This is a genomic window from Caballeronia sp. LZ016 (genome assembly GCF_031450805.1).
Classification (GTDB): domain Bacteria; phylum Pseudomonadota; class Gammaproteobacteria; order Burkholderiales; family Burkholderiaceae; genus Caballeronia.
Map to the genome: position 1 here is coordinate 1,171,722 of NZ_JARTVY010000001.1, position 25,369 is coordinate 1,197,090.

At 60.3% G+C, this 25,369-nt stretch carries 19 protein-coding genes, 3 tRNA genes, 3 rRNA genes and 1 pseudogene; 18 read left to right on the forward strand and 8 right to left on the reverse strand.

Going from position 1 to position 25,369, the window contains the following annotated elements:
* Positions 1-19: 19 nt before the first annotated feature.
* The 13 genes and pseudogenes from petA to P9220_RS05705 all read left to right on the forward strand — a co-directional run.
* Entirely contained in the window at positions 20-640 is a 621-nt protein-coding gene (gene petA, locus P9220_RS05645; RefSeq protein WP_035967706.1) for a ubiquinol-cytochrome c reductase iron-sulfur subunit, read from the forward strand.
* Positions 641-2,023: a cytochrome bc complex cytochrome b subunit gene (locus P9220_RS05650; protein ID WP_309763951.1), complete on the forward strand. Its 1,383-nt coding sequence runs from the start codon at positions 641-643 to the stop codon at positions 2,021-2,023.
* Between the two features lie 22 nt (positions 2,024-2,045).
* Entirely contained in the window at positions 2,046-2,801 is a 756-nt protein-coding gene (locus tag P9220_RS05655) for a cytochrome c1 (RefSeq protein ID WP_309763952.1), read from the forward strand.
* A gap of 94 nt (positions 2,802-2,895) precedes the next feature.
* Entirely contained in the window at positions 2,896-3,507 is a 612-nt protein-coding gene (locus tag P9220_RS05660) for a glutathione S-transferase N-terminal domain-containing protein (RefSeq protein WP_008344155.1), read from the forward strand.
* A gap of 61 nt (positions 3,508-3,568) precedes the next feature.
* Entirely contained in the window at positions 3,569-4,060 is a 492-nt protein-coding gene (locus tag P9220_RS05665; RefSeq protein ID WP_309765396.1) for a ClpXP protease specificity-enhancing factor, read from the forward strand.
* 18 nt (positions 4,061-4,078) lie between these two features.
* Positions 4,079-4,154, forward strand: a tRNA-Thr gene (locus tag P9220_RS05670).
* 415 nt (positions 4,155-4,569) lie between these two features.
* Positions 4,570-6,101, forward strand: a 16S ribosomal RNA gene (locus P9220_RS05675).
* A gap of 61 nt (positions 6,102-6,162) precedes the next feature.
* A tRNA-Ile gene (locus tag P9220_RS05680) sits at positions 6,163-6,239 on the forward strand.
* 44 nt (positions 6,240-6,283) lie between these two features.
* Positions 6,284-6,359 (forward strand) — tRNA-Ala (locus tag P9220_RS05685).
* 285 nt (positions 6,360-6,644) lie between these two features.
* Positions 6,645-9,527, forward strand: a 23S ribosomal RNA gene (locus tag P9220_RS05690).
* A gap of 166 nt (positions 9,528-9,693) precedes the next feature.
* Positions 9,694-9,806: ribosomal RNA gene (gene rrf, locus P9220_RS05695) — 5S ribosomal RNA — on the forward strand.
* Together the 16S, 23S and 5S rRNA genes with 3 tRNA genes alongside form the textbook arrangement of a ribosomal RNA operon.
* A 154-nt stretch (positions 9,807-9,960) precedes the next feature.
* Positions 9,961-11,595, forward strand: a complete 1,635-nt coding sequence (locus P9220_RS05700) for an NAD(P)/FAD-dependent oxidoreductase (RefSeq protein ID WP_309763953.1) — start codon at positions 9,961-9,963, stop codon at positions 11,593-11,595.
* Positions 11,596-11,653: 58 nt separating this feature from the next.
* Positions 11,654-11,973: pseudogene (locus P9220_RS05705) on the forward strand (trypsin-like serine protease); the annotation flags it as partial.
* A 35-nt stretch (positions 11,974-12,008) separates the two neighbouring features.
* Here P9220_RS05705 and P9220_RS05710 read toward each other — a convergent pair.
* The 3 genes from P9220_RS05710 to P9220_RS05720 all read right to left on the reverse strand — a co-directional run bounded on the left by P9220_RS05710 (position 12,009) and on the right by P9220_RS05720 (position 16,101).
* Positions 12,009-13,550 carry an altronate dehydratase family protein gene (locus P9220_RS05710; protein ID WP_309763954.1) on the reverse strand — a complete coding sequence of 514 codons (1,542 nt, stop codon included), beginning with the start codon at positions 13,548-13,550 and terminating at the stop codon, positions 12,009-12,011.
* 9 nt (positions 13,551-13,559) lie between these two features.
* Positions 13,560-14,840: an MFS transporter gene (locus P9220_RS05715; protein ID WP_309763955.1), complete on the reverse strand. Its 1,281-nt coding sequence runs from the start codon at positions 14,838-14,840 to the stop codon at positions 13,560-13,562.
* Positions 14,841-14,970: 130 nt separating this feature from the next.
* Positions 14,971-16,101: a mannitol dehydrogenase family protein gene (locus tag P9220_RS05720; RefSeq protein WP_309763956.1), complete on the reverse strand. Its 1,131-nt coding sequence runs from the start codon at positions 16,099-16,101 to the stop codon at positions 14,971-14,973.
* Between the two features lie 265 nt (positions 16,102-16,366).
* Between P9220_RS05720 and P9220_RS05725 the strand changes: the two genes are divergently transcribed.
* Positions 16,367-17,065 (forward strand): FadR/GntR family transcriptional regulator, encoded by a 699-nt coding sequence (locus P9220_RS05725; protein ID WP_309763957.1) that lies wholly within the window; start codon positions 16,367-16,369, stop codon positions 17,063-17,065.
* Between the two features lie 48 nt (positions 17,066-17,113).
* On the opposite strand, the gene P9220_RS05730 is transcribed toward P9220_RS05725, so the two are convergent.
* Positions 17,114-17,434 carry a hypothetical protein gene (locus tag P9220_RS05730; protein ID WP_008344375.1) on the reverse strand — a complete coding sequence of 107 codons (321 nt, stop codon included), beginning with the start codon at positions 17,432-17,434 and terminating at the stop codon, positions 17,114-17,116.
* Between the two features lie 384 nt (positions 17,435-17,818).
* Here P9220_RS05730 and P9220_RS05735 point away from each other — a divergent pair, with 384 nt between their 5' ends.
* The gene (locus P9220_RS05735; protein WP_309765397.1) at positions 17,819-18,685 is read left to right on the forward strand and encodes an SAM-dependent methyltransferase; all 867 of its coding nucleotides are present in this window, start codon (positions 17,819-17,821) and stop codon (positions 18,683-18,685) included.
* Between the two features lie 4 nt (positions 18,686-18,689).
* Here P9220_RS05735 and P9220_RS05740 read toward each other — a convergent pair whose 3' ends face one another.
* Positions 18,690-19,244, reverse strand: a complete 555-nt coding sequence (locus tag P9220_RS05740) for a DUF1415 domain-containing protein (RefSeq protein ID WP_309763958.1) — start codon at positions 19,242-19,244, stop codon at positions 18,690-18,692.
* Positions 19,241-19,900 carry a TetR/AcrR family transcriptional regulator gene (locus tag P9220_RS05745; RefSeq protein WP_309763959.1) on the reverse strand — a complete coding sequence of 220 codons (660 nt, stop codon included), beginning with the start codon at positions 19,898-19,900 and terminating at the stop codon, positions 19,241-19,243. Before P9220_RS05745 ends, P9220_RS05740 begins: the two co-directional genes overlap by 4 nt.
* Positions 19,901-20,019: 119 nt before the next feature.
* On the opposite strand from P9220_RS05745, the gene P9220_RS05750 reads away from it, so the two are divergent.
* Both P9220_RS05750 and P9220_RS05755 read left to right on the forward strand, forming a co-directional pair.
* The gene (locus P9220_RS05750; protein ID WP_309763960.1) at positions 20,020-21,303 is read left to right on the forward strand and encodes an MFS transporter; all 1,284 of its coding nucleotides are present in this window, start codon (positions 20,020-20,022) and stop codon (positions 21,301-21,303) included.
* A 91-nt stretch (positions 21,304-21,394) separates the two neighbouring features.
* On the forward strand, positions 21,395-21,991 hold the full coding sequence (locus P9220_RS05755; RefSeq protein WP_309763961.1) for a nitroreductase family protein: 597 nt from the start codon (positions 21,395-21,397) through the stop codon (positions 21,989-21,991).
* Positions 21,992-22,002: 11 nt separating this feature from the next.
* On the opposite strand, the gene P9220_RS05760 is transcribed toward P9220_RS05755, so the two are convergent.
* Entirely contained in the window at positions 22,003-23,490 is a 1,488-nt protein-coding gene (locus tag P9220_RS05760; RefSeq protein ID WP_309763962.1) for an MFS transporter, read from the reverse strand.
* A gap of 182 nt (positions 23,491-23,672) precedes the next feature.
* Here P9220_RS05760 and P9220_RS05765 point away from each other — a divergent pair, with 182 nt between their 5' ends.
* Positions 23,673-24,923 carry an Hsp70 family protein gene (locus P9220_RS05765; protein WP_309763963.1) on the forward strand — a complete coding sequence of 417 codons (1,251 nt, stop codon included), beginning with the start codon at positions 23,673-23,675 and terminating at the stop codon, positions 24,921-24,923.
* Between the two features lie 76 nt (positions 24,924-24,999).
* Here the strand turns inward: P9220_RS05765 and P9220_RS05770 are convergent, their stop codons facing one another.
* Positions 25,000-25,203: a cold-shock protein gene (locus P9220_RS05770; protein ID WP_016346375.1), complete on the reverse strand. Its 204-nt coding sequence runs from the start codon at positions 25,201-25,203 to the stop codon at positions 25,000-25,002.
* Between the last annotated feature and the right edge of the window lie 166 nt (positions 25,204-25,369).

Here is a 25,369-nt window from a genome sequence, read left to right on the forward strand (position 1 = left end):
CTCAGAAGTGGGGCGTGTGATGCGAGACAAGGACGATAACCGCGTCGACGGCGGCCGCCGTACCTGGCTGATTGCGACGACCGTAGCAGGTGGTTTCGGAGGTGTGGCAACCGTAGTGCCTTTCGTCAGTTCGTTTGCGCCATCGGAAAAGGCGAAAGCGGCGGGCGCGCCTGTCGAGGTCGATATCAGCGGGCTCAAGCCGGGCGAAATGATGACGGTCGCGTGGCGCGGCCGTCCGGTGTGGATCGTGAATCGCACCGACGAAATGCTGGCCGATATCAAGAAGGCCGACAGCGAAGTGGCAGACCCGAATTCCAAGATGGAATTCTCCATGCCGTTGCCGGAGTACTGCAACAACGAATATCGTTCGCGCGCGGATCACAAGAATATTCTCGTGACCGTCGCCGTGTGCACGCACCTCGGGTGCACGCCGACGCCGCGATTCACCGAAGGGCCTCAACCCAATCTCCCTGATAACTGGCCGGGCGGTTTTCTTTGCCCATGCCACGGCTCGACTTATGACCTGGCGGGCCGCGTCTTCAAGAACAAGCCTGCGCCGCAAAATCTGGACGTGCCTCCATACATGTTCACTTCGGCGACGCAACTCGTGATCGGCAAGGACGAAAAGGGAGAGGCTTAAATGGCGACCGCAGACAAGGATGTCGAAACGACGGGCCTCACGGGCTGGATCGACCGCCGGTTTCCGCTCACCGCGAGCTGGAAAAAGCACGTCTCGGAGTATTACGCGCCGAAGAACTTCAACTTCTGGTATTTCTTCGGCTCGCTTTCGCTGCTCGTGCTCGTCATTCAGATCGTGACGGGCATATTTCTCGTCATGAATTACAAGCCGGATGCGACGCTCGCTTTTGCATCGGTTGAATACATCATGCGGGAGGTGCCGTGGGGCTGGCTCATTCGGTACATGCATTCCACCGGCGCTTCCATGTTCTTCGTCGTCGTTTATCTGCACATGTTCCGCAGCCTGATTTATGGGTCATACAGGAAACCGCGCGAACTGGTATGGATTTTCGGCTGTGCTATTTTCCTGTGCCTGATGGCGGAGGCGTTCTTCGGGTATCTGCTGCCTTGGGGGCAAATGTCGTTCTGGGGCGCGCAGGTCATCGTGAATTTGTTTTCGGCCATTCCTTTCATCGGTCCGGATCTTTCGCTCTGGATTCGTGGCGATTATGTCGTGTCGGACGTCACGCTGAACCGCTTCTTCGCGTTTCACGTAATTGCGATTCCGCTCGTGCTGATCGGCTTGGTGGCGGCCCATCTGGTCGCGCTGCACGAGGTCGGATCCAATAATCCCGACGGCATCGAAATCAAGGCAAAGAAGGATGCGAACGGCATTCCGCTCGATGGCATTCCGTTTCATCCGTACTATTCGATCCATGACTTCTTCGGTGTCTGCGTATTTCTGCTGATTTTCGCGGCAATCATCTTCTTCGCCCCGGAAATGGGCGGATATTTCCTTGAAGCGAACAACTTCGTTCCGGCGAATCCGCTGCAGACGCCGCCAGAAATCGCGCCGGTCTGGTATTTCACTGCGTTCTACGCGATGCTCCGCGCGACCACCGATCCGTTCAAGATCGTCCTCATGATCGTGATCGCGCTGCTCGGTGTATTTGCGCTGTTGAGGGCTCGCGGAAAGTGGCGTATTGCGTTGCCGGTACTTGCGCTTGTCGTGATCGTGTTCATGGCGCTGACCGAGTCGAAATTCTGGGGCGTCGTGGTAATGGGCACCGCAGTCGTGTCGCTGTTTTTCCTGCCCTGGCTCGATCGCAGTCCGGTGAAATCCATTCGCTATCGGCCACTCTTCCACAAGGTTTTTTACGCGATCTTCGTGATCGCCTTTCTCGTGCTCGGCTTCCTGGGGACGAGGCCGCCATCGCCGGCGGGGACACTCATCGCACAGATTTGCGCACTGATTTATTTTGCGTTTTTCCTGGGCATGCCTTTCTGGACGCCGCGCGGCAGATTCAAGACGCCGCCCGAGCGAGTGAACTACAAACACCACTGAGCTCACGTCCGGAGATTACGCGATGAAAAAATGGCTCTCGATGATGGCGATGATCGGCGCCGCGATGTTCGCATTCGGCGGCGCGCCGGCCCACGCGGAAGAGGAGGCGGTCCTCGACCGGGCGCCGAATAACGCGGACAATTTTGCGTCGTTGCAGCATGGCGCTCAAATGTTTGTAAACTATTGCCTGAACTGCCACAGTGCGAACCTGATGCGCTACAACCGGCTGACCGATCTCGGCATCAGCCAGAAGGAGATTCAGGACAATCTGCTGTTCACAACGGACAAAATCGGCAACACGATGAGCATCGCGATGCGCCCGGACGACGCGAAAGCGTGGTTCGGCGCGTCGCCGCCCGATTTGTCGGTGGAGGCGAGGGCGCGTGGACGCGACTGGCTCTACACGTATATGCGCAGCTTCTACCGCGATCCGACGCGGCCGACCGGCTGGAATAACCGCGTGTACGAGAACGTCGGCATGCCCCACGTGCTGTGGACGCTGCAAGGCATCCGCGACGCCCGGTTCGCGACGGAAACGGACGAAAAGACCGGCGAAAAGGTAAAAAGATTCGTGGGTTACACTCAGGTGACGCCTGGCGCCATGTCAAACGTGGATTATGATTCAGCTGTGGCCGATCTGGTTTCGTACCTTTCGTGGATGTCCGAACCCGCCCAGCAAACCCGCAAGCGCCTCGGCGTCTGGGTCCTGCTGTTCCTGGCGCTCCTGAGCTTCCTCGCATGGCGTCTGAACGCGGCATACTGGAGAGATATCAAATAGCACGCCAATCGACGGCGTGGGTCGGTGCGACGGCGCTTCCGCCAGGGAGCCGCCTCGGCCGGCCCTTCGAGTTTACTGAAGGGACTTTAAAAACATGATGGTTCTGTATTCCGGCACTACTTGCCCGTTCTCCCAGCGCTGCCGGCTGGTGTTGTTCGAAAAGGGCATGGATTTCGAGATCCGCGACGTCGATCTGTTCAACAAGCCGGAAGACATCGCGGTGATGAACCCCTACGGACAGGTACCGATCCTCGTCGAGCGCGACCTGATTCTGTACGAGTCGAATATCATCAACGAATATATCGACGAGCGGTTTCCGCATCCTCAACTCATGCCGGCTGACCCGGTCCAGCGCGCGCGTGCGCGCCTGTTCCTGCTGAACTTCGAGAAAGAATTGTTCGTGCACGTCGGGACGCTGGAGAACGAAAAGGGCAAAGCGGCCGAGAAGAACCACGAGAAGGCGCGCAGCGCCATCCGTGATCGCCTCACTCAACTGGCGCCGATCTTCTTGAAGAACAAGTACATGCTGGGCGAAGAGTTCTCGATGCTGGACGTGGCGATCGCACCGCTGCTGTGGCGCCTGGATCACTATGGCATCGAACTGTCGAAGAATGCTGCGCCGTTGATGAAGTACGCCGAGCGGATTTTCAGCCGTCCGGCCTATATTGAAGCGCTGACGCCTTCCGAAAAGGTGATGCGTCGATAGTTTGCGAGAGCGGAGCACGGCGGCGCGAGTTCGCATGCCTTGCTCCGGCAGAGGAAAGTTGATGCAAGAAATTTCCACCAAGCCGTATCTGCTTCGCGCGCTCTACGAGTGGTGCACGGATAACGGCTTCACGCCACATATCGCCGTGCGGGTCGACGGGGCCACGCGCGTGCCGCGCCAGTTCGTTCGCAACGACGAGATCGTCCTGAACATCAGCTTCGAGGCGACGAGCCAGTTGCAGATGGGCAATGAATGGATCGAGTTCAGCGCACGATTCTCGGGCAAGTCGCACAAGATCGAGGTGCAGGTAGCCAACGTGCTCGCGATCTACGCGCGAGAGAACGGGCAGGGAATGGCGTTCCCGGTAGAACCGTCGCAGCATGCGGCAGAGCCAGCGCGGTCCGCGGAGCGTGAGGCGCGTCCGGCCGCCCCGGCGGCGGACGAGCGATCGGGTTCTGACGACGCTTCGGCGCCCGAGGAGCCGAGCGTCGGTTCAGCCGAAGATGAAGCTGCGAAATCTTCCACGAGATCGCACCTCAAAGTCGTCAAATGAAGTAGAATCTCGTCCTTCGCCGGCTTAGCTCATCTGGTAGAGCAGTTGATTTGTAATCATCAGGTGGCGGGTTCGAGTCCTGCAGCCGGCACCAAGACTAAGTCGACGGGTCGTGTGATGTCCGCACGGCCCGTTTGATTTCAAGGATCAAGTGTGATCCTGTCTTGGATGAGGTGCCGAAAGGCAAGTCGACAAGAAGCTTCAAAAACTTGTTGACAGACTTCGAAGCGATATTCATAATCTCGTTTCTCTGCTGCTGACGCAGCGACGCAAGACGAAGCAGGAAGGTCTCGCGAATGTTCTTTAAAAACTAACAGCCGATAAGTGTGGGCGCTTGATGGCGAGTGCGGTTCTGGTGCTTAGGTGCTGGAGCGACAAGCAAAAGTAATCAAGAGTCTCACACGAAGTATTAAGAGGAAGGTTTATCTGTCTTCGGACGGATTAATCATCGTCAGTACGTTGAGTGAGCGACCGGTTTCTAACGGAACCGAAAAACAGTAACAGGGTTTGAACTGAAGAGTTTGATCCTGGCTCAGATTGAACGCTGGCGGCATGCCTTACACATGCAAGTCGGACGGCAGCGCGGGTTTCGGCCTGGCGGCGAGTGGCGAACGGGTGAGTAATACATCGGAACGTGTCCTGTAGTGGGGGATAGCCCGGCGAAAGCCGGATTAATACCGCATACGATCTACGGAGGAAAGCGGGGGATCTTCGGACCTCGCGCTGCAGGGGCGGCCGATGGCAGATTAGCTAGTTGGTGGGGTAAAGGCCTACCAAGGCGACGATCTGTAGCTGGTCTGAGAGGACGACCAGCCACACTGGGACTGAGACACGGCCCAGACTCCTACGGGAGGCAGCAGTGGGGAATTTTGGACAATGGGGGCAACCCTGATCCAGCAATGCCGCGTGTGTGAAGAAGGCCTTCGGGTTGTAAAGCACTTTTGTCCGGAAAGAAAACTTCGTCCCTAATATGGATGGAGGATGACGGTACCGGAAGAATAAGCACCGGCTAACTACGTGCCAGCAGCCGCGGTAATACGTAGGGTGCGAGCGTTAATCGGAATTACTGGGCGTAAAGCGTGCGCAGGCGGTCTGTTAAGACCGATGTGAAATCCCCGGGCTTAACCTGGGAACTGCATTGGTGACTGGCAGGCTTTGAGTGTGGCAGAGGGAGGTAGAATTCCACGTGTAGCAGTGAAATGCGTAGAGATGTGGAGGAATACCGATGGCGAAGGCAGCCTCCTGGGCCAACACTGACGCTCATGCACGAAAGCGTGGGGAGCAAACAGGATTAGATACCCTGGTAGTCCACGCCCTAAACGATGTCAACTAGTTGTTGGGGATTCATTTCCTTAGTAACGTAGCTAACGCGTGAAGTTGACCGCCTGGGGAGTACGGTCGCAAGATTAAAACTCAAAGGAATTGACGGGGACCCGCACAAGCGGTGGATGATGTGGATTAATTCGATGCAACGCGAAAAACCTTACCTACCCTTGACATGGTCGGAACCCTGCTGAAAGGTGGGGGTGCTCGAAAGAGAACCGGCGCACAGGTGCTGCATGGCTGTCGTCAGCTCGTGTCGTGAGATGTTGGGTTAAGTCCCGCAACGAGCGCAACCCTTGTCCTTAGTTGCTACGCAAGAGCACTCTAAGGAGACTGCCGGTGACAAACCGGAGGAAGGTGGGGATGACGTCAAGTCCTCATGGCCCTTATGGGTAGGGCTTCACACGTCATACAATGGTCGGAACAGAGGGTTGCCAAGCCGCGAGGTGGAGCCAATCCCAGAAAACCGATCGTAGTCCGGATCGCAGTCTGCAACTCGACTGCGTGAAGCTGGAATCGCTAGTAATCGCGGATCAGCATGCCGCGGTGAATACGTTCCCGGGTCTTGTACACACCGCCCGTCACACCATGGGAGTGGGTTTCACCAGAAGTAGGTAGCCTAACCGCAAGGAGGGCGCTTACCACGGTGGGATTCATGACTGGGGTGAAGTCGTAACAAGGTAGCCGTATCGGAAGGTGCGGCTGGATCACCTCCTTTCTCGAGCTTCGCGCTTAAAGTTAAGCGCTCACGCTTATCGGCTGTCAGAAAGACAGGCTAAGGGTCTGTAGCTCAGTCGGTTAGAGCACCGTCTTGATAAGGCGGGGGTCGTTGGTTCGAATCCAACCAGACCCACCATCCGAATCAGGCGTGGCTGGGCAACACCTTAGTCAGGCCTCATCGGGGGATTAGCTCAGCTGGGAGAGCACCTGCTTTGCAAGCAGGGGGTCGTCGGTTCGATCCCGTCATCCTCCACCAATCCTCAATGCCTAGCGCTTCGGGTAAGCGTTAAGCATTGGCGATTGCTAGCCAGTTGATGTCGCAAGTATTGAAACACGCTTGTCGGCTAAACGTTCTTTAACAATCTGGAAGAAGTAGTAAAGAGAATCTGGGAAAGCGCTTAGAGATGGGCGCGAGTAGCAGGTTCAGGGTAGTGATTGTATCGAGTATGAAAAGTGATCTTAATGATGACTTGGAATACGGCACAACGCGAAAACTCAGCCTATGGCGGATGTGGCTCGATGAGAGACGCACTCGTTATAGGGTCAAGCGAACAAGTGCATGTGGTGGATGCCTTGGCGATCACAGGCGATGAAGGACGCGGTAGCCTGCGAAAAGCTTCGGGGAGCTGGCAAACGAGCATTGATCCGAAGATGTCCGAATGGGGAAACCCGGCCCGTATGGGTCACCCATGACTGAATACATAGGTCATGTGGAGCGAACGCGGTGAACTGAAACATCTAAGTAACCGCAGGAAAAGAAATCAACCGAGATTCCCAAAGTAGTGGCGAGCGAAATGGGAAGAGCCTGTACTCTTTATCTGCATTGTTAGCTGAACGCTCTGGAAAGTGCGGCCATAGCAGGTGATAGCCCTGTAAGCGAAAGCAGCGTGGAAGAACTAGGGGTACGACAAGTAGGGCGGGACACGTGAAATCCTGTCTGAAGATGGGGGGACCATCCTCCAAGGCTAAATACTCGTGATCGACCGATAGTGAACCAGTACCGTGAGGGAAAGGCGAAAAGAACCCCGGGAGGGGAGTGAAATAGATCCTGAAACCGCATGCATACAAACAGTCGGAGCCTCGCAAGGGGTGACGGCGTACCTTTTGTATAATGGGTCAGCGACTTACGTTCAGTAGCGAGCTTAACTGATTAAGGCAGGCGTAGCGAAAGCGAGTCCGAATAGGGCGATCAGTTGCTGGGCGTAGACCCGAAACCAAGTGATCTATCCATGGCCAGGTTGAAGGTGCGGTAACACGTACTGGAGGACCGAACCCACTAACGTTGAAAAGTTAGGGGATGAGCTGTGGATAGGGGTGAAAGGCTAAACAAACTTGGAAATAGCTGGTTCTCTCCGAAAACTATTTAGGTAGTGCCTCGTGTATCACCTTCGGGGGTAGAGCACTGTCATGGTTGTGGGGTCCATTGCGGATTACTACGCCATAGCAAACTCCGAATACCGAAGAGTGCAATCACGGGAGACAGACATCGGGTGCTAACGTCCGGTGTCAAGAGGGAAACAACCCAGACCGCCAGCTAAGGTCCCCAAGATTGGCTAAGTGGGAAACGAAGTGGGAAGGCTAAAACAGTCAGGAGGTTGGCTTAGAAGCAGCCACCCTTTAAAGAAAGCGTAATAGCTCACTGATCGAGTCGTCCTGCGCGGAAGATGTAACGGGGCTCAAGCCAGTCACCGAAGCTGCGGATGCGTACGCAAGTACGTGTGGTAGGAGAGCGTTCCGTAAGCCTGCGAAGGTGTGTCGAAAGGCATGCTGGAGGTATCGGAAGTGCGAATGCTGACATGAGTAGCGATAAAGGGGGTGAAAAGCCCCCTCGCCGTAAGCCCAAGGTTTCCTACGCAACGTTCATCGGCGTAGGGTGAGTCGGCCCCTAAGGCGAGGCAGAAATGCGTAGCTGATGGGAAGCAGGTCAATATTCCTGCACCATTGTTAGATGCGATGGGGGGACGGATCGCGGAAGGTTGTCCGGGTGTTGGACGTCCCGGTCGCTGCATTGGAGAAGGTGCTCAGGCAAATCCGGGCACAGGATTCAAGGGTGTGGCGCGAGCTTCTTCGGAAGCGAAGCAATTGGAAGTGGTTCCAAGAAAAGCCTCTAAGCTTCAGTCTAACGATGACCGTACCGCAAACCGACACAGGTGGGCGAGATGAGTATTCTAAGGCGCTTGAGAGAACTCGGGAGAAGGAACTCGGCAAATTGGTACCGTAACTTCGGGATAAGGTACGCCTCTGTAGCTTGACTGGCCTGCGCCAGAAGGGTGAAGAGGTTGCAATAAACTGGTGGCTGCGACTGTTTAATAAAAACACAGCACTCTGCAAACACGAAAGTGGACGTATAGGGTGTGACGCCTGCCCGGTGCCGGAAGATTAAATGATGGGGTGCAAGCTCTTGATTGAAGTCCCGGTAAACGGCGGCCGTAACTATAACGGTCCTAAGGTAGCGAAATTCCTTGTCGGGTAAGTTCCGACCTGCACGAATGGCGTAACGATGGCCACACTGTCTCCTCCCGAGACTCAGCGAAGTTGAAGTGTTTGTGATGATGCAATCTCCCCGCGGCTAGACGGAAAGACCCCATGAACCTTTACTGTAGCTTTGCATTGGACTTTGAACCGATCTGTGTAGGATAGGTGGGAGGCTATGAAACCGGAACGCCAGTTTCGGTGGAGCCGTCCTTGAAATACCACCCTGGTTTGTTTGAGGTTCTAACCTTGGTCCGTGATCCGGATCGGGGACAGTGCATGGTAGGCAGTTTGACTGGGGCGGTCTCCTCCCAAAGCGTAACGGAGGAGTACGAAGGTACGCTAGGTACGGTCGGAAATCGTGCTGATAGTGCAATGGCATAAGCGTGCTTAACTGCGAGACCGACAAGTCGAGCAGGTGCGAAAGCAGGTCATAGTGATCCGGTGGTTCTGTATGGAAGGGCCATCGCTCAACGGATAAAAGGTACTCTGGGGATAACAGGCTGATACCGCCCAAGAGTTCATATCGACGGCGGTGTTTGGCACCTCGATGTCGGCTCATCTCATCCTGGGGCTGTAGCCGGTCCCAAGGGTATGGCTGTTCGCCATTTAAAGAGGTACGTGAGCTGGGTTTAAAACGTCGTGAGACAGTTTGGTCCCTATCTGCCGTGGGCGTTGGATATTTGAAGGGGGCTGCTCCTAGTACGAGAGGACCGGAGTGGACGAACCTCTGGTGTACCGGTTGTCACGCCAGTGGCATCGCCGGGTAGCTATGTTCGGAAGAGATAACCGCTGAAAGCATCTAAGCGGGAAACTCGCCTTAAGATGAGATATCCCCGGGGCTTCGAGCCCCTTGAAGGGTCGTTCCAGACCAGGACGTTGATAGGTCAGGTGTGTAAGTGCAGTAATGCATTGAGCTAACTGATACTAATTGCCCGTAAGGCTTGATCCTATAACCAGTGTGTTTCGCAGTGAGTTAGCGCTTTAGCGCTTACTCACTGCAACCCCCGAAGGGGGCACGCCGGTTGAGTGACGCGACTGTGCCCAACAGTCACTACCGAATCTACTTCTTCCCAGATTGGTTGTGCCGTCCCCAACGCGCACAACAACAAGTCATGCCTGATGACCATAGCGAGTCGGTCCCACCCCTTCCCATCCCGAACAGGACCGTGAAACGACTCCACGCCGATGATAGTGCGGATCCCCGTGTGAAAGTAGGTAATCGTCAGGCTCCTCATGCCTTAAACAAAAACCCCACCCCTCAAAGGTGGGGTTTTTGCGTTTCAGCCGTGTTTCACGTAGAGGCCCGAGACATCAGCGCGTGATGGCCCGCGCGCTAAAATCCCCACTTCGTATTCCCGTTCGGCTGCTGCCATCGAGTTCCCATGCTACGTTTAAGCGAAATCAAGCTCCCGCTCGATCATCCTGATTCGGCCATCGAACCGGCTGTTGTCGCGCGTCTGGCAGAAATCGGTGTCGCTGCCGAGGAGCTCGTGCATTTCCACGTGTTCCGTCGCGCGCACGATGCCCGCAAGCGCGCCGATATCAAGCTCACGTACATCATCGATGTCACGCTGCAAGACGAGGCATCGGCGCTGGCGCGTCTGAAGGCTCACGCGCATCCGCATTGCGGCGTCACTCCCGACATGAGTTACCACTTCGTAACGAAGGCGCCCGAACGCTCGACGATGCTCCGCCCTGTCGTCATCGGGATGGGGCCCTGCGGGCTTTTCGCCGGCTTGATTCTGGCGCAGATGGGCTTCCGGCCGATCATCCTCGAGCGTGGAAAAGCCGTGCGTGAGCGGACGAAAGACACCTGGGGCCTTTGGCGACGCAACGAACTCAATCCCGAGTCGAACGTGCAGTTCGGCGAAGGCGGCGCCGGTACTTTCTCGGACGGCAAACTCTACAGCCAGATCAAGGACCCGAAGCACTACGGACGGAAGGTGCTCGACGAATTCGTGAAAGCCGGCGCGCCGGAGGACATCCTCTATCTGAGCCGGCCGCACATCGGCACATTCCGTCTCGTGAGCATGGTCGAGAAGATGCGCGCGACCATCCACCAGTTGGGCGGAGAAGTGCGATTTCAGCATCGCGTCGAGGATATCGATATAGACGACGGCAAAGTGCGCGGCCTGCGGCTGTCGACCGGCGAAGTGCTGCGCTGCGAACATGTCGTGCTCGCCGTCGGCCACAGCGCCCGCGATACCTTCGAGATGCTGCATGAGCGCGGCGTCTACATGGAAGCGAAGCCGTTTTCGCTCGGGTTCCGCATCGAGCATCCGCAGGGAGTAATCGACAGGGCGCGCTTCGGCAAGTTCGCCGGTCATGAGCGCCTGGGCGCCGCGGACTACAAGGTGGTGCACCACTGCAGCAACGGACGGGCAGTCTATAGCTTCTGCATGTGCCCGGGCGGGACGGTGGTAGCCGCTACATCGGAGGCGGGGCGCGTCGTCACCAACGGCATGAGCCAGTATTCGCGTGCCGAACGCAATGCGAACGCGGGCATCGTCGTTGGCATCACGCCAGAAGATTATCCGGGCGGCCCGCTGGCCGGCATCGCGTTTCAGAGAAAGTGGGAAGAGCGCGCGTTCGAGCTCGGCGGCGGTGATTACAGCGCGCCGGGGCAACTCGTCGGCGACTTCATCGCTGGGCGTGCGTCGACGTCGCTGGGTTCGGTAATGCCGTCGTATAAACCGGGCGTCAAGCCGACCGACCTGAGCACCGCGTTGCCCGACTACGTGATCGAGGCGATCCGCGAGGCGCTGCCCGAACTGGACAAGAAGATCCCGGGTTTCGCGATGCACGACGCCGTGCTGACCGGCGTCGAAACGCGCACATCGTCGCCACTGCGAGTGCGCCGCAACGACGACTACCAGAGCGTCAATGTCGATGGACTGTACCCGGCGGGCGAGGGCGCGGGCTATGCTGGCGGGATTTACTCGGCGGCGATCGATGGAATCGAGGTTGCCGAAGCTGTCGCGCTGAAGATGATGGCGGAATATTCGGCGACGGTCTGACCCGCGATACCCTGCACGGACGCTGTGAACGCATGTCGCTCGTCGCGACCGATTGAGGCGCGACATCGGCGATTACCTGCCGTCCATCCAGACCGACGGCGCACTGCGGATCCCGGCAACTCGGGCGGCCCGCTCATCAACTTAGCGGAGTGATCGGCATCAACTCGCAGATCTAAAGCCGCACCGGCGGTCTCACGGGCATCTCGTTCGCGTTTCCGATCGACGAAGCGATGCGCGTCGCCGATCAGTTGAAGACGTCGGGCAGATCGTGCGCGGGCGGATCGCGGTGGTTATCGTGAAGCGACGGAGGATGTCGCGGATTCGGTCCAGCGCCTTACGTTGGCCATGAAGCTAGCCGCCGCATCGCTCGCGTCAAGCACGATGCGATGCGACGTCTACGGTACGACAATCAATCAGGTCACCACGCCCACCTGCCACGGCACGAACTCGCTCTGCCCGTAACCGTTGAGCTCACTCTTCGACGCAACGCCCGACGCGCAATCCAGCATCATCTGGAAAATCTGCTCGCCGAGTTCGTCGATGCTCGCAGTACCATCGATCACGCCGCCGCAGTTGATGTCCATATCCTCTTCCTGGCGCTCCCACAACGCGGTGTTCGTCGCGAGCTTCAGTGAAGGGGAGGGCGCGCAGCCATAGGCCGAGCCGCGCCCTGTCGTGAAGCAGATAAGGTTCGCACCGGACGCGACCTGACCCGTCGCGGACATCGGATCGTAGCCCGGCGAGTCCATGAATACGAAACCCTTCGCGTGGATACGCTCGGCGTATTCATAGACTTCGACGAGATTCGTCGTGCCGCCCTTGGCAACCGCGCCCAGCGACTTCTCGAGAATCGTGGTCAGCCCGCCGACCTTGTTGCCCGCCGACGGATTGTTGTCCATGGCCGCGCCGTTGCGCGCGCAATACTCTTCCCACCACTTGATGCGCGTGAGCAGCTTTTCTCCGACTTCGCGGCTCACCGCACGGCGCGTTAGCAAATGCTCCGCTCCGTACACTTCCGGCGTCTCCGAAAGGATGGCCGTGCCGCCATGACTCACGAGCTTGTCGACGGCTGCGCCCAACGCGGGATTCGCCGAAATGCCCGAATAGCCATCCGAGCCGCCGCACTGCAGTCCCACGATCAGATGCGATGCAGGCACCGGCTCGCGCTGCACCCGATTCGCCTCCGCCAGCATTTCCTTGACCAGCGCGATGCCGCGTTCGATCGTCTTCTTCGTTCCGCCGCTGTCCTGAATCGTGAAGCTGCGCAGCCGCTCGCCGTCCTTCAGTCCACTGGATTCCAGCACGCCGGCAATCTGATTCGTCTCGCACCCCAAGCCGACGAAGAGCACCGAATGAAAGTTCGGATGCACCGCATATCCGGCCAGCGTGCGCCGCAGAATGCCGAGCCCTTCGCCCTGCATGTCGATACCGCATCCGAGACCGTGCGTCAGCGCGATCACGCCATCGACGTTCGGATAATCCGCGAGCGCTTCCGGATGCACATCGCGGCGGAAGTGATCCGCGATCGCGCGCGCGACGGTGGCCGAGCAGTTCACGCTCGTCAGCACGCCGATGAAATTGCGCGTCGCGACGCGCCCATCGTCGCGACGGATGCCCATGAACGTCGCGGGCTTGTCGACGACAGGCGTCGGGTGCTTGTCGACACCGAATTCGTGCTCGCGCGCGAAATCGGCCATCGACAGATTCTGCGTATGCACGTGCTGCCCGCGCGCGATCGCCTCTTTCGCCACACCGATTATCTGGTTGTAGCGCTTGACGGGCTCGCCCGCGGCGATCGCCCGCGTGGCGATCTTGTGGCCCGGCGGAATCAGCCCCGCGACGACCAGGTCCTCCGACGCGATGCGCGCGCCGGAGACAAGTTGCCGCGTCGCGATCACGACGTCGTCATTGGGGTGCAGCCGGATGACCGCATGGTCGGTGGATGTGGTGGACATGATGTTTTCTTAGATCGTGGACGGTGCGCGCTTTTCGGACAGCGAATCCTGCTCGGCTTTGTTGAGCGGTTCGATCTTGCCGACAATCACAAGATAGCTGAATGCGCCCAAAAAGCAGAAGCCGCCCGCCACGCACAGCGGAATGACAAACGAACCCTTGGTGATCGCCAGCATGACGCCGGTGAACGTCGTGATGACGATCCCCGCCAGGTTCGACGCGAAGTTCTGAATGCCGCCGATCGACGCAACGTGATCCGGCGTCGGCGCGACATCGCTCGGCAAGGACCAGATGCTTGCAGCAGCAAAGGCCAGCGAAGCGTAGGCGATGCCGAAGAACGCGAGCATCAGATAGGTATTCTCGGTGAACGCGCAAAGCGTGATGACCGACGAAAGCAGCATGCCGCCGACCATGCAGGTCTTGCGTGCGGCGGTCAGGCTCCAGCCGCGCTTGAAGAGCGAGTCCGACACCCAGCCGCCGAGCCAGCCGCCGGGAATCGACATCAGCGCGGGGATGGTGCCGAGCGTGCCAAGAGACTTCAGCGAGAAGCCGTGCGCCTGAACGAGATAGCTCGGGAACCACGTGATGAAGAAGTAGATCACGAAGTTGAGGCAGAAGAAGCCGAGCATCATGCCCCACAGCGTGCGGTACTTGAAAAGCGAAGCCCACGACACCTTGTTTCTCGGTGCGACGGGCGCCGGATCGACATCGACTTCGCCGGTCAGGTCACCCTTCGACTTGTTGCGATAGATGAGGAACCAGCCAAGAATCCACACGAAGCCGATCGCGCCGGTGATGATGAACGACGCTTCCCAGCCGAACGCGCTGATGATGAGCGCAACGACCGGGATCGACAGGGCCGAACCGACGCGCGAGCCGCTATCGAAGATACTCGTCGCGAACGCGCGCTGCGCCTTGGTGAACCATTGCGAGACCAGTTTCGCGCACGACGGATACGCGCCCGCTTCGCCGATGCCGAGCATCAGGCGGCAGCCGAACATGCCGGTGACGCTCGTCGCGACGGCGGTGAGGGCCGTAAACACCGACCACCAGCCGACCGCGAGCGGCAGCGCAATGCGCGCGCCGACGCGATCGACGAACCAGCCGAACGGCATCTGCATCAGCGCGTAGCTCCAGAAGAAGCCGCTCAGAATGAAGCCCATTTCTGCCGGGCCGATATTGAGCGCCTTCTCGATCTGCGGCGCGGCGACCGCGAGATTCGCCCGGTCGATGTAATTGATCGCGATGGCCAGAAAGGCCAGAAATATCACCACCCAACGCATTTTCCGCATCGTTTGTCTCCTCAGTGAAGCGGCACTTCGTTCATATGGCCCTTGCGCGTTCAAGACGCGGTGGGGCCGTGATTGCAAAAAACAATCCGTCGTGCGCGTTCCGCTTTCTAGGGCGGATTCGCGCGCCGGTTCAGCCGACGTCCGCGTTCAGCGCGTCGCGCAGCCGCTTTTGTCCGATGTCGAGCTTCAATTCACGAGCAAGATCGATGACAGGCTGAAAGCGCCGCATCTTCTTTTCTTCGTGATTGCGCGCGATGTCCGATAGCCGGTGCACGAGAAACGGGTTCTCGAAGCGATCGCGCACGCTCGCCAGGTATTCAGCCGCGACATCGTGCTGGCCGAGCGCCGTGAAGACCGGCAGGACTTCGTCGCGCCAGACGGCTTCGAGCGGCTCGCGGAAGGCGGGATCGCGCATCGCGTCGAGGACGGTCATATCGGCTGCGCCGTCGCGTGTGCGCCAGAACTCGGCGAGCATCGTGTGGCCGAGATTGAGCAGCAGCAGCTTGAGGCGTTCGTAATGCGCGAGATCGTCGGTCACGACGATGTCTTCGTGTTCGCACGGCAGCACCATGCCCGCCTGCCGTTCGATGGCCCAGAGCGCGTACGGCTCGGCGATCGCGCCGACCGGCAGGATCGGCTCCGAGACGATGCGGTCGACGAGCGAATTCACCCAGACGCAGTCGCTCGTCAGATAGCGGATAAACGCGTCGTCCGTCCGCCATTGACGAGCGATGCCCAGGACGAGATCGCGCAGCGTGTCGCCGTTGCGCGAAACGAGCTCGCACGGCAGCAGCGTGATCGGCGCGGCGCCGGCGCGAAAGCGCGCGTGCAGCAGAACCGCGAGCTTGGCTGCGAAGCCGCGCGGGGTCTGCTTTCCGTCGAGCAGATCGGCGGTGTCTTCGTCGAAGAGGGCGTAGCCGGCATCGGCCGTGTTGGAGACGATCACTTTTACATCGCGTTGAATCCGTTGCAGCAAGAGCGCCCAATCGTCGTTGGCGTGCAATGCTTCGGTGATCGAATCGCATTCGATCGTCATGTCGATGGTCTCATCACGACGGCGTCCGCGAATGCGGACCGGATAGCGGCCGGTTGCCTTCAGCGCGTCGGTGCGCGCGCGGCTGTCGGCGCTGGACGTGGTCTGCACGACGGTGATCTTGCCGAGCGCGGTGGCCGGATCGCGCCGCGCCGCTTGAGTGACGAAGAAGTCCACGTGCGCTTGCAAGAAGCGGCTCGTGCCGAACTGAAGGATCGGATTGCTCATGGGTGCGTCGCTCGGGGGCCGCTTCCGTCGCTACATGCAGACGGCGGCGAAGGTTGTATTGGGGCGCTTGTGATTGGAAACGGTTCCAACGCGACATAAAAAAATTCGGCCGCGTGGCCTTACCAGATTGCATACTAGTGGCTTGACTCGAAATTGGTCAAGCCACTTGTAAGCGTAAAAAACGGTTCGGACGCCCGGCCCACGGTGCGTCAACCCTTCGCCTGATTACAATCCACGTTTTCCCCGAGCCTTGAGGAGTCTGCCCGTGAGTGTCAAACCCGCCGAAACGCGCCGTCTCTACCTCCAGATCGCCGACAAACTGCGCGGCATGATCGGGCAAAAAGACTTCGCGCCGAACGGCCGGCTGCCATCGGAACGGGAACTGGCGCAGACGCTCGGCGTATCGCGGCCGTCCGTGCGGGAGGCGCTCGTCGCGCTCGAACTGGAGGGGCGCGTAGAGATTCGCATGGGTTCGGGCGTCTATATCTCCGCGACGCCCACGGCCAGGCCGCCAAGCAGTGAGGCGGAGCTTGGCGAGAGTCCCATCGAAATCATGAATGCGCGCAGCGTGATCGAAGGTGCGATTGCGGCGAGCGTCGCGCCGTTCGCCAAGCCGAAGGCACTGAAGGCGCTGCGAACCGTCTACGAAACGATGGCGCGCGAAGTGGAAAGCGGTCAGATACCGATGAGCGCGGATCGCGCCTTTCATATCACCATCGCGCAAATGTCCGGCAACGACGTACTGGTGCGCACCGTCGGCGCGCTGTACGACGAGCGGCACAGTCCGCTGTCATCGACGTTACGGGGACACTTCGAGGGGGAGGAAACGTGGGCGGCCGCGCTGACGGAGCATCGCGACATTCTCGAAGCGCTCGAAGCCCGCGACGCCGTGCAGGCTCAGGCTGCGATGCAGCGCCATATGCGAAATTCCGCCGCGCGGCTGATGACGCGGCGCAAAAGCTGAAGCCGGCGCGTCCTCGGAAGACGAACCGGCGTCCGGAATCCGGGCTTGTCAGCCCGGATAGGCTTCATCCACCTTCAGGCCGGCGAGCTTGAAAATCACCCGCAGCGTTTGCGGCGCGATCTCGCGGCGCGATGCGAGCGTCGTCAGCACGAAGTCCATCACCTTGGCGTACTTGAGCATCGTGAGACACGTCTCGATGTCGGTGGAGCCGTCACGCATCGACTCGGCGAGCCGCAACATCTCCACGGAAATCTCTCGGGCCATCTCGAGCTCGAGCTGCTGCTTTTCGCTCCACGCGGGCATCGCGGTCAGAGCCGCGAGCATCTCCTGAAACTGTTTCTCTGCTTTCTTGTCCGGGATCGCATCCATCGCCGTCCTCTCTTGATCATGGCGCCGGCGAGTCGCATCGCCGCGCTGTGCGTTAGGGTGTTACGTAACGGAACCGGACGCGGTGACGACGCAGGCGTGTCGAGACGCGGCTCGTTACTGACTATATGTTTCTGCGTGCTGCATCTGCGCGTGGCAGCCAGTGACCACACGTGCGTGCCGTCTGTTGCAATGGTCTCATTGTCAGACGATGCACGATCCGTTCCATGCGCTCGTTGTGACGCATAAGCCGATGATTCGATGGCCGGAACAAGAGCGTCTCTGCGCTTTTCGGTAAACTTCCTCTTTTGAGACGGCAGAACCAGCGGTTAGCGCACATTCAGCGCGAACATGCTCCGCTTTTTCATCAACCAGTCACTGATCACGATGGCCAAGAAGTCCCCCGCGTCGGTTCCCGGCACGTCCGAACCTTCGAACAAACATGAAATTCGTCCCGGTCAGTCGATCGAACTGCTGAAGGAATTGCACATCCTCACGCGCGACGGCAAGATGAACCAGGACAGCCGCCGCAAACTGAAGCAGGTCTATCACCTGTTTCAGTTCATCGAACCACTTCTATCCGATGTGCATCAGCACCAGGGTTCCGTATCGCTCGTCGATCACGGCGCGGGGAAGTCATACCTCGGGTTCATTCTCTACGATCTCTTCTTCAAGACTCTGCGCGATCGGTCACACATCTATGGCATAGAGACGCGTGAAGATCTGGTGAAAAAGTCGGAGGAATTGGCGAAACGGCTGGAATTCGACGGCATGTCGTTCCTGAATCTGTCGGTGGCCGAATCGATCGACTCGAATCTTCTTCCCGAGACGGTCGACATCGTCACCGCATTGCACGCCTGCAACACCGCAACCGACGACGCCATCCACTTCGCTCTGCAGAAGAAAGCGCAGTACATCGTGGTGGTGCCGTGCTGTCAGGCGGAAGTCGCGTCCGTGCTGCGCAAGAACAAGGGGCACTCGCTGTCGAAGAACGTGCTGACGGAGATGTGGCGGCATCCGCTGCACACGCGCGAGTTCGGCAGTCAGATCACGAACGTCCTGCGGTGCCTTCAACTCGAGTCGCACGGCTATCAGGTCAGCGTGACCGAACTGGTCGGATGGGAACATTCGATGAAGAACGAGCTCATCATCGCTCAGTTCAAGGACCTGCCGCGCGGCAGGCCGGCACAACGGCTATCGGAAGTGCTGGAAACGCTGGGCCTCGAAGAACTACGCGAGCGCTTCTTCGCGTAACCGTTCAACGTTTGTCCATCCAGGCCCTGAAGCCCTCGTGACCGAGGCGGCGCAGCGTTTCGATGTTGCGCTCATAGATATCGGCGGCGTCGGGAAACGCCGCGACCGCCCGATCGATGCTCGCCTCACGCAACAGATGGAAGATCGGATACGGCGCGCGATTCGTGTAGTTGTCGATATCGTCCGGCTCGGTGCCTTCGAACCGATAATGCGGATGGAAGCTCGCGATCTGCAATTCGCCCGCGAGCCCCATGTCGTTCAGCAGACGATCGGCAAAGAAGAGCGCGTCGTTGTAATCGATGAAGTCGGCGAAGGCGTGCGGCGTGATGAGGAGCGTCGTATCGACCGCTTCCGGATCGCTGTCACGCAGAAGACGCAGTTCGTCCGCCAGTTCGACCACGATGTCCTCCACGCCTCGCGCTTCGCTCACGACGTAGCGAATCTGTCCCTTCACATGGACGCTCTTGGCGAACGGGCAGAGATTGAGGCCGATTACCGCGCGCGTCAGCCAGTGTTGTGTGACCGCGATGACATCGTCGCGCGTGCTTGCATCCATCATGAGTTTTCCTGATTTCCTTGCTCGATGCGCTTCGACGCACATGCCGCATCGATGAGCGTGCGCGCGATGCGCGGCGCGGCGCACAGCGGCCCCGAGCCGGGGCCATAAGTCTGACTGGTCGCGTAGATGCCGTCGACCAGCAGCGCCAGCGATTCTGCCAGTTCCTGCGGATTATCCGCGCCCGCCGCCGCCGAGATTTCCACGAAGCGCGACATCACATAACCCTTGTTCTGGTCGACGAGTTGCCGCGCCGGATGCGCCGGATCGCCGAACTCGCACGCGATGTTGACGAACGGGCACCCGCGATAGTCCGGCGCCGACGCGCGCTTCACCAAATCTTCGAACGCCTGAACGAGTTGCTTCGCCGGCTCGCCGGGATGCTTCGCCACGCTCGCCTCGAAGCGGCGGCGAAAGCCGTCGTCCATGCGCTCAAGATACGCGACGACGAGTTCGTCCTTCGACGCGAACCGCCGATAGAGACTCATCTTGTTGACGCCCGCGCGCTCGACGACGGCATCGACGCCGACCGCGCGAACGCCTTCGCGGTAAAACAACTCCTGGGCTGCGTCGAGCAGTTGTTCCTGCGCGGTCGCGCCATCGGTGCGAACCTGGCGGCGACCCGTGGACTTGGGCTGATCGGCGGATGATCGTGTCAAAGCGCTTCCTCGAAATGTGCGTCGGCCTTGACATGTTACCGATCGGTAACTAAGCTCGCAACTCTGATGTGACAGAGCGGTCACGAATCTCCACGAAACATAACGAAACCGGAGCGGCGATGAATTGGGTTGCGAGACGGCTGAATGGCCGGATGCATTACGGGTGGATCGCGGTAGGCGTCGTATTTCTGGTTCTGCTCGCGGCGGCCGGCACGCGCGCGACGCCGAGCGTGATGATGCTTCCGCTCGAAAAGCAATTCGGCTGGTCGCGCGGCACGATCTCGCTCGCGATTTCGATCAATCTCGCGCTGTATGGCCTTACCGGCCCGTTCGCCGCCGCCGCGATGCAGCGTTTCGGGGTGCGGCCGACACTGCTTGCCGCGCTCGCGACGCTGGCTGCGGGCGTCGGCATTTCGTCGATGATGACCGCGCCGTGGCAGATGGTGATCGTGTGGGGCGTGATGGTCGGCGGTGCGACGGGCGTCGCGGCGCTGACGCTCTCGGCGACGGTGGTGAATCGCTGGTTCACGACGCATCGCGGTCTCGCGATGGGCATCCTCACCGCCAGTTCGGCGACCGGCCAGCTCGTGTTCCTGCCGTTCCTCGCGTCGCTTTCCGAGCATCACGGCTGGCGGCCGGTGGTGTTCGTCGTCGCGGCCGCAACGGCGCTTGTGTTGCCGCTCGTCGCGTGGCTCCTTCCGGAGCGTCCCGCGGATCTCGCGTTGCGTCCCGTCGGCGAAACGGCCGAAGCGCCGCCCGGCGCCGCGCCTACACAAAAAAATCCGATCAAGGTGGCGTTCGGCGCGCTCGGATCGGCGAGCAAGACGCGCGATTTCTGGCTGCTCTTCTTCAGCTTCTTCGTCTGCGGAGCGAGCACGAACGGCTACGTCGGCACGCACCTGATCGCGATGTGCTCGGATTACGGCATGACGCAAGTGCAGGGCGCGACGCTTCTCGCCGCAATGGGCATCTTCGATCTCTTCGGCACGACGCTCTCCGGCTGGCTCTCCGACCGCTTCAACGCGCGGGTGCTGCTGTTCTGGTACTACGGCTTGCGCGGCTTGTCGCTGATTTACTTGCCGTATGCGTTCGGCATCGATTTCTTCGGCCTGCCGCTCTTCGCGGTGTTCTACGGCCTCGACTGGATCGCCACCGTCCCGCCGACGGTGCGCCTCGCCACCGATGTCTACGGCAAGGAATCCGCGCCCATCGTATTCGGCTGGATCGTCGCGGGGCATCAGCTCGGCGCGGCGTTCGCGGCGCTCGGCGGCGGCATGTTGCGATCGAGCCTCGGGAGCTACACCGTCGCGACGATGATCTCGGGCGGCCTGTGCCTCGTCGCAGCCGTAGCGGTGCTGCGCATCAACCGGGCAGGACGGGCTGTCGGCGTGGCGGCCACCTGATGCCCACAGCCTTGTTCTATGCTTGTCGTCGGAGCGGCGCGCCGTTTGCCGAAGCGCGCCGCACGTCTTTCAACGAACGAGGACTGACGCCATGAGTGCGAAACCCGCTCCGACCGATGTCGACATCCACGAACTGATCGCCGGCCGATGGAGCCCGCGCGCGTATGCCGGGGAGCCCGTCGACCGTGCGCAGTTGCATCGGCTGCTGGAGGCGGCGCGCTGGGCGCCGTCTTCCAACAATCTGCAGCCGTGGCGGTTCATCGTTTTCGACCGTCATCGCGATGACGCCGCGTTCCAGCGCGCGTTCGCCACGCTCGCACCGTCCAACCAGACATGGAATGCAAACGTGCCGGTGCTGATCTGCGTCGCGGCGTCGACGCTCACGCCCAGAGGCGAGCCGAACCGCACGGCGGCTTATGACACCGGCGCCGCGGCGATGGCGCTCGTGCTTCAGGCACACGCGATGGGCCTCGCGACGCATCAGATGGGCGGCTTCGACCGCGACGCTTTCCGTGCCGCCTTCTCGATTCCCGAAGACGCGCAACTTGTCGCGATGATCGCAATCGGCCATCACGGCGACGCAAGCCAGCTCGACGACGCGTTGCGCGAGCGCGAAGCCGCGCCGCGAGCGCGTCGCGCCATCGGCGAGACGGCATTCGACGGCGCGTGGGGCAAGGCGTTCGACTGAGTGAGCGCCGGTCAGTGTTCGTCGGCGGCGGAAAGCGGACGCGCCACGTCTTCGAGCGATTTGCGCTCCGCCGCGACGCCCCAGATGCCGGCCACGACCGCCGCTGCCAGCATCAGCGCCGAGCCGATCAGATAGCCGGCGAAGACCGCGCTTCGCTCGTGCGTGTCGATCAGCCGCCCGAAGAGCGTCGGCCCGATGATCCCGCCGAGCGCGGTGCCAAATGCGTAGAAGACCGCGATCGCGAGTGCGCGGATCTCCAGCGGAAAGGTTTCGCTCACGGTCAGATACGCCGAACTCGCCGCCGCGGAGGCAAAGAAGAAAATCACCATCCACGCGATCGTCTGCGTCGTGACCGTGAGCAGGCCCTGCGTGAACATCCAGCCGCTCAGCGTCAGCAGCACGCCCGAGATGGCATACGTGAAAGCGATCATGCGACGCCGGCCCAGCACGTCGAACAAGCGGCCGAGCAGCAGCGGGCCGAGAAAGTTGCCGGCGGCGAACGGCAGCACGTACCAGCCGATGTGATCGCCCGGCACGTGGTAGAAGTCCGTCAGCACGAGCGCGTACGTGAAGAAGATCGCGTTGTAGAAGAACGCCTGCGCGGTCATCAACGTCAGCCCGACGAGCGAACGCCGCCGGTGCGCGTGGAAAAGCGTATGGGCGACTTCCGCGAGCGGCGTGTGGTCGCGCGCGCGCAGCCGTAGCGGCTTGACGGGCGCACGGGCAATTTCCACGCCTCGCTCCTGAAACTCCGCTTCGATTCCTTCGACGATCCTCCGTGCCTCGTCGGCCCGGTTATGCGTGATGAGCCAGCGCGGACTTTCGGGCACCCACATCCGCATGAAAAGCACCGTGAGCCCGAGCAGCGCGCCGATCAGGAAGCAGGCGCGCCAGCCCCAGTCGGACGGGAGCATCGCAGGATCGAGCAGCACGATCGACCCGGCAGCGCCGATGCCCGCGCCGACCCAGAACGTCCCGTTGATGGCAAGATCGGTCCAGCCGCGCAGCCGGGCGGGCGTGAACTCCTGGATCGTCGAGTTGATGGCCGTGTATTCGCCGCCGATGCCCGCGCCGGTCAGAAAACGAAACAGCACGAACGACGCGAGGTTCCAGGAGAACGCGGTTGCAGCGGTGGCGGCGACATAGAGGAAAAGGGTGATAAAAAATAGCTTGCGGCGGCCGAGCCGGTCCGTGAGCCAGCCGAAGCCGAGCGCGCCCAGCACCGCGCCCGCGATATACGCGCTCCCGGCAATGCCGACATCCGCGTTGGAGAACTGGAGCGCCGGACTCGTCTTCAGCGCGCTCGCGACCGCGCCTGCCAACGTCACTTCCAGGCCATCGAGCAACCAGGTGACGCCGAGCGCCATGACGATCAGCGTGTGGAAGCGTCCCCACGGCAGGCGGTCGAGCCGGCCGGGCAAATCGGTTTCGATGATGCCGGCCCGATCGCTCGATGCGGCTGCCGGCCGGTTGTCTTGCGGTGTGGTTGTCTCGTTCATGAAGTCGGGGCGTCCCCTTGTGAACTGCATGGCGGCGAGCAAGGTGCATTCCGCTCTGGTGAGAGGAATGCGGTCAGTTTATATTTATCTTGGCTGCGATTGATGCGTCTCTCCGAACGTGTTAAAAACGCCGTCCACGTTTTTGATATGCGGTGTCGCAGGCTGACGCCGCCGCGACTTCCATGACCTACTGCGCGATCGATTTCGGCACGTCGAATTCCGCCGTTGCCTTGCCCGACGGCCTGCGGATGCGGCTCGCGCCCGTCGAGGGCGACGCGACGACCCTGCCGACCGCCGTGTTCTTCAACACCGACGAGGACAACCAGTCGTATGGCCGCGCGGCGCTCGAGGCGTACATCGACGGCTTCGACGGCCGTCTGATGCGCTCGATGAAGAGCATTCTCGGCTCGCCCCTCGCGGAAAACGTCACCGATCTCGGCGACGGCTCCGCGATCAAGTACACCGATGTGATCACGCTGTTTTTGCAGCATCTGAAGCAAAAGGCGCAGGCGGTCGCCGCCGAACCGCTGACGCGCGCGGTGCTCGGCCGCCCTGTGTTTTTCGTCGACGACGATCCGCGCGCCGACCGCATGGCGCAGAACCAGCTCGAAGCGTGCGCGCACGCCGTCGGGTTCCGCGAGATCGAGTTCCAGTACGAACCGATCGCCGCCGCGTTCGACTACGAGGCGCGTCTCACGCAGGAAGGGCTGGTTCTCGTTGCCGACATCGGCGGGGGCACGTCGGACTTCTCGCTCGTGCGCGTCGGGCCTGAACGTGCGCGTCGTCTGGATCGGAAAAGCGATGTGCTCGCGCATCACGGCGTCCACGTGGCCGGAACCGATTTCGACCGGCGCGTCGAACTGGCGACCATTCTTCGCCAGCTCGGTTATCAGGCGCTCGATCCGCAGGGCCGCGAAGTGCCGAACCGCGTGTACTTCGACCTCGCGACCTGGCACTTGATCAACACGGTCTACGCGCCGAAGCGCGTCGGCGAATTACGGCTGATGCGCCATCTCTACGTCGAGCCGCGTCACCACGACCGGCTGATGCGCGTCGTCGATCGACGGCTCGGCCATGCGCTCACCGCGCACGCGGAGGAGGCGAAAATCGACGTATCGGCGGGCGGTGCGACCGAGATCGACATGGAGGAAATCGAGGAGGCGCTGCGCGTGCCGTTCGACGAGCAGCAATTGATCGATGCGGGCCAGGACGAAACGCGGCGCATCGTCGAGACCGCGCTCGAAACGGTGAAACGCGCGGGCGTCGGCCCGGCGGACGTGGGAGCGGTCTACTTCACCGGCGGCACGACCGGTCTGCGTTTTCTGTCGGATGCGCTGGCGGCGGCGTTTCCGGGCGCGCAGGCCGTGTTCGGCGACCGGCTGGCCAGCGTGGCGACGGGCCTCGGCATCTACGCGCAACGCGTATTCGCCTGAAGAAGGAAAGCGGCGGAAAACGGCGCTCCAATGCAAAAACCCCGCATACGCGGGGTTTTCTCTGAACTCAGCGGGCTTAGGCCGGCTTGATGTTCGCAGCTTGCTTGCCCTTCGGGCCAGTCTTCACTTCATAGGTAACCTTCTGGTTTTCCTGAAGCGTCTTGAAGCCTTCGATGCGGATTTCCGAGAAGTGCGCGAACAGGTCTTCGCCGCCGCCATCCGGGGTGATGAAGCCAAAGCCCTTTGCGTCATTGAACCACTTGACGGTACCGGTTTCCATATTACTTATTCCAAAAAATTTGATGATTAAGGCCGAAGCCAGGGGTGCATGAAAATCAAGGAAGGGGCAATGGGACCAACCGGAGTACCGTAATGGCGAACTACGAAAGAACCACTTCACTCGCCACTTGAAATCCTGCAAGAAGGTTTATACGGCGAAACCATTT

Bases quoted from the DNA above. Each gene is read 5' to 3' on its own strand.
- P9220_RS05755 (WP_309763961.1), top strand. From the start codon at position 21,395: ATGAGTGCGAAACCCGCTCCGACCGATGTCGACATCCACGAACTGATC.
- P9220_RS05770 (WP_016346375.1), bottom strand. From the start codon at position 25,203: ATGGAAACCGGTACCGTCAAGTGGTTCAATGACGCAAAGGGCTTTGGC.
- P9220_RS05720 (WP_309763956.1), bottom strand. From the start codon at position 16,101: ATGAGCAATCCGATCCTTCAGTTCGGCACGAGCCGCTTCTTGCAAGCG.
- P9220_RS05735 (WP_309765397.1), top strand. From the start codon at position 17,819: ATGGCCAAGAAGTCCCCCGCGTCGGTTCCCGGCACGTCCGAACCTTCG.
- P9220_RS05655 (WP_309763952.1), top strand. From the start codon at position 2,046: ATGAAAAAATGGCTCTCGATGATGGCGATGATCGGCGCCGCGATGTTC.
- P9220_RS05730 (WP_008344375.1), bottom strand. From the start codon at position 17,434: ATGGATGCGATCCCGGACAAGAAAGCAGAGAAACAGTTTCAGGAGATG.
- P9220_RS05750 (WP_309763960.1), top strand. From the start codon at position 20,020: ATGAATTGGGTTGCGAGACGGCTGAATGGCCGGATGCATTACGGGTGG.
- P9220_RS05650 (WP_309763951.1), top strand. From the start codon at position 641: ATGGCGACCGCAGACAAGGATGTCGAAACGACGGGCCTCACGGGCTGG.
- petA (WP_035967706.1), top strand. From the start codon at position 20: ATGCGAGACAAGGACGATAACCGCGTCGACGGCGGCCGCCGTACCTGG.
- P9220_RS05760 (WP_309763962.1), bottom strand. From the start codon at position 23,490: ATGAACGAGACAACCACACCGCAAGACAACCGGCCGGCAGCCGCATCG.
- P9220_RS05715 (WP_309763955.1), bottom strand. From the start codon at position 14,840: ATGCGGAAAATGCGTTGGGTGGTGATATTTCTGGCCTTTCTGGCCATC.
- P9220_RS05660 (WP_008344155.1), top strand. From the start codon at position 2,896: ATGATGGTTCTGTATTCCGGCACTACTTGCCCGTTCTCCCAGCGCTGC.
- P9220_RS05700 (WP_309763953.1), top strand. From the start codon at position 9,961: ATGCTACGTTTAAGCGAAATCAAGCTCCCGCTCGATCATCCTGATTCG.
- P9220_RS05665 (WP_309765396.1), top strand. From the start codon at position 3,569: ATGCAAGAAATTTCCACCAAGCCGTATCTGCTTCGCGCGCTCTACGAG.
- P9220_RS05710 (WP_309763954.1), bottom strand. From the start codon at position 13,550: ATGTCCACCACATCCACCGACCATGCGGTCATCCGGCTGCACCCCAAT.
- P9220_RS05765 (WP_309763963.1), top strand. From the start codon at position 23,673: ATGACCTACTGCGCGATCGATTTCGGCACGTCGAATTCCGCCGTTGCC.
- P9220_RS05740 (WP_309763958.1), bottom strand. From the start codon at position 19,244: ATGATGGATGCAAGCACGCGCGACGATGTCATCGCGGTCACACAACAC.